Origin of the sequence: Roseomonas chloroacetimidivorans (assembly GCF_049629625.1) — a bacterium.
In the GTDB taxonomy this organism is placed as follows: domain Bacteria; phylum Pseudomonadota; class Alphaproteobacteria; order Acetobacterales; family Acetobacteraceae; genus Roseomonas; species Roseomonas chloroacetimidivorans.
Map to the genome: position 1 here is coordinate 1 of NZ_JBNBZS010000223.1, position 2,601 is coordinate 2,601.

General features: G+C 67.7%; 3 protein-coding genes. All 3 read right to left on the reverse strand.

Annotation, left to right across the window (positions count from 1 at the left end; translation table 11 throughout):
• Positions 1 to 309: 309 nt before the first annotated feature.
• On the reverse strand, positions 310 to 1,089 hold the full coding sequence (locus ACO1BU_RS36800) for a phosphate/phosphite/phosphonate ABC transporter substrate-binding protein (RefSeq protein WP_424140813.1): 780 nt from the start codon (positions 1,087 to 1,089) through the stop codon (positions 310 to 312).
• Positions 1,090 to 1,102: 13 nt separating this feature from the next.
• On the reverse strand, positions 1,103 to 2,116 hold the full coding sequence (locus ACO1BU_RS36805; protein ID WP_424140814.1) for an ornithine cyclodeaminase family protein: 1,014 nt from the start codon (positions 2,114 to 2,116) through the stop codon (positions 1,103 to 1,105).
• An 8-nt stretch (positions 2,117 to 2,124) separates the two neighbouring features.
• A partial coding sequence (locus ACO1BU_RS36810; RefSeq protein ID WP_424140815.1) for a Bug family tripartite tricarboxylate transporter substrate binding protein occupies positions 2,125 to 2,601 on the reverse strand: 477 nt, incomplete at its 5' end.

The following is a 2,601-nucleotide window of genomic DNA, read 5'->3' on the forward strand; positions in this document are numbered from 1 at the left end:
GAAGGATGGCGACCTTGGCAGGTGCGGCGTGTGTTGGACCGTTCGCCCGGATGAGCGAACGCATCACCCAGACAATCCTCAATGGGTGCCAGACGGAATACAAGCTCTGCCATTGCGGCATCTCCCCCGGTGAGAGCCTCGCTACCAAGCGCAACGGGGACTGAAGATTGCGCTACGCACGGCGGTGACACCACGCTGGCCGAGACGTCGGCGGCTCGGGCGAACGATGCCAAGAAAAGCCAGTCGCAGCGCGCCGCAAGCGCTTGGTGGTGTCGGGGCGCGCGGAGTGCAGCTGTGATTGGAAGGCCGCTAAGCAGGCATTGGGTAATCCGCATCCCGTGCCCGCTGCTCCCAACGCAGCATTACCTCGTAGTCGCGTGGCTCACGGATGACGAAGCCATTCAACGCCAACTCTGGTCTACTTCCGAGTGAGCAGAGAGTTTCTCGCAGCCGGTCCGAGACGGCTCGGGGCATGCCGGAGGAGGCGACGAAGCCAGGTGCCGGTGCCAGCTCTGTCGTGGCTACGGTGCGGAGTCGGGCGGCCGTGGCAGGTTCGTGGATTTTCAAGATTTCATGCCACCAAGCGTCCAAGGGGCCCACATCGGCGCGTCCATCCAGTACCGCATCAACCACCCCTCGTGCCGTGACGAGCGGACCGACGGTCTCTTCATAGAGGCGCTCCCGCCCCGCCTTCCTATAACGGAGGAGATGATGACGGGGCGCGTTGCAGCCGGAGTGGGAGTGCCCGACCGTCCATGCCAGGCGATGGCCGAAGGTCTCCTCCAGCGTCGTGAACCCCGCATCCGCCCTGACTACGAAATCCGTGGCGTAGGCCGGAGCGCCGAAGCGCGTGGGGACGGGGGTGGCCAGCAGCACGGGCCGCGTCCCGGCCGAGGCGAAGGGAAAGCCGCACATGAAGGCGCATCCCAGGTCCAGGCGCGACCAGAGATCCTCCAGTGGCAGCGGGGCCGGATAGTCCAGCACCGACATCGGCACGCCCGCGCGCTCGGATACCTCCCGCAGCAGGTGCGCCCAGGCAGCCGCGGCGCTTGGCGTAACCGCGTACATGCGGGCATTGGCGATCAACACGGCCGCGCCTCCCTCAGGAGAAGCGCAGCCGTTGGCCGATGCCGGTGCGACGCCCCTTCTCCAGCATGGCATGACCCAGCGCGACGTCCGACAGGGACAGGCCACGGTGCCAAAAGAGAATGGTCTCGTCGTCCCTCTCGCGGCCGGGCTTCAGCCCGGCCACCACCTGGCCTAGCTCGGCGTGAAAGTTCGCCTCCGAGAGACGGCCGCTGTCCACGTGGGCGCGCAGCGCGCCGAACTTGCCCGACCGGGCCTGTCCCCAGTCATCCATCAAGATCTTGTCCATGATGTCGGTGAGGGAGAGCTCCACCGCGCTGACCGTGCCGTAGGGCATGACCAACGCCCCCTTCTTGATCCATTCCGTGCGGAGCATCGGCGCGGGATCGGTCAGGCGGGAGGCTTCCACCACGATGTCGGCGTCCCGGACGGTGGACTCCCAGTCCGTCGTAACGGTGACCTTCTTGCCGAGGTCGCGCTCCAGTCGCGCCCCGAAGGCCTCGCGACTTTCCGGCCGGCGGGAGTGGATGCGGATCTCATCGAAGTCGAAGAGGTGGTCGAGCAGGCGCACGTTCCAGTAGGCCGTTCCCCGGGCCCCGATATGGCCGAGCACCTTCGAGCCCTTGCGCGCCAGGTACTTCGCGCCGAGCGCGGTGACGGCCCCGGTCCGCATGTCGGTGATGCCGGAGGCGTCGAGGATGGCCTGCGGGACGCCGTTGCGCGGATCCATCAGCAGCAGCGTTGCCAACTCGGACGGCAGGCCTTCCTTGTAGTTGTCCACGAAGTCGCCGACCACCTTGACGCCCGAGAGACCGATCGCGCCTCCCACCGTGCCGCGGAGCACGTTGAAGTGCCCATTGGAGACGCCGGGCATGTGGTGCATGCGCGGATCGATCACGGTGTCGCCGCGGCCCTGCGCCTCCAGGCTCTTCTCGATGGCCTCCAGGATCTCTCCGTCCGTCATGGCCAGCGCCGCGATGTCCGGGCCATTGAGGAAATCGATGTAGACGGGCGGATGGTGCGAGGTCATGGGAGGGTTCAATCCAGGCGGATGTTGGCGTTCTGCACGATGCGGCCGAGGCGCTCCCGCTCCCGGCCGGCCATCGCGCCGAGCGCGTCGGGGCCGTTCGTCTCCACCGTCAGGCCGAAACCTTCGAGCTGGCGACGCGGCTCGGGCTGATCCTGCACGAAGGCGATGTCGGCGGCGAGGCGGGCACGGAGCGCGCTCGGTGTGGCGCCGGGAGCGTAGACCGCGAACCAGGGCACCGCCGTCACGCCGGGCAGGCCGATCTCGGTCATGGTCGGCACGTCCGGGAGGGCAGGCGACCGATCCGGCGTGGTCACGGCCAGGGGGCGGAGCCTGCCATCGCGGATGAAGGGCAGGGTGCCCGGCATGTTCTCGAACATCACGTCGATCCGGCCGGCGACGAGGTCGGTAAGCGCAGGGGCTGAGCCACGATAGGCGACGTGCTCCGCGGGGAGCCCCGTTTCCTGCGCGAAGAGGGCACCGGTGAC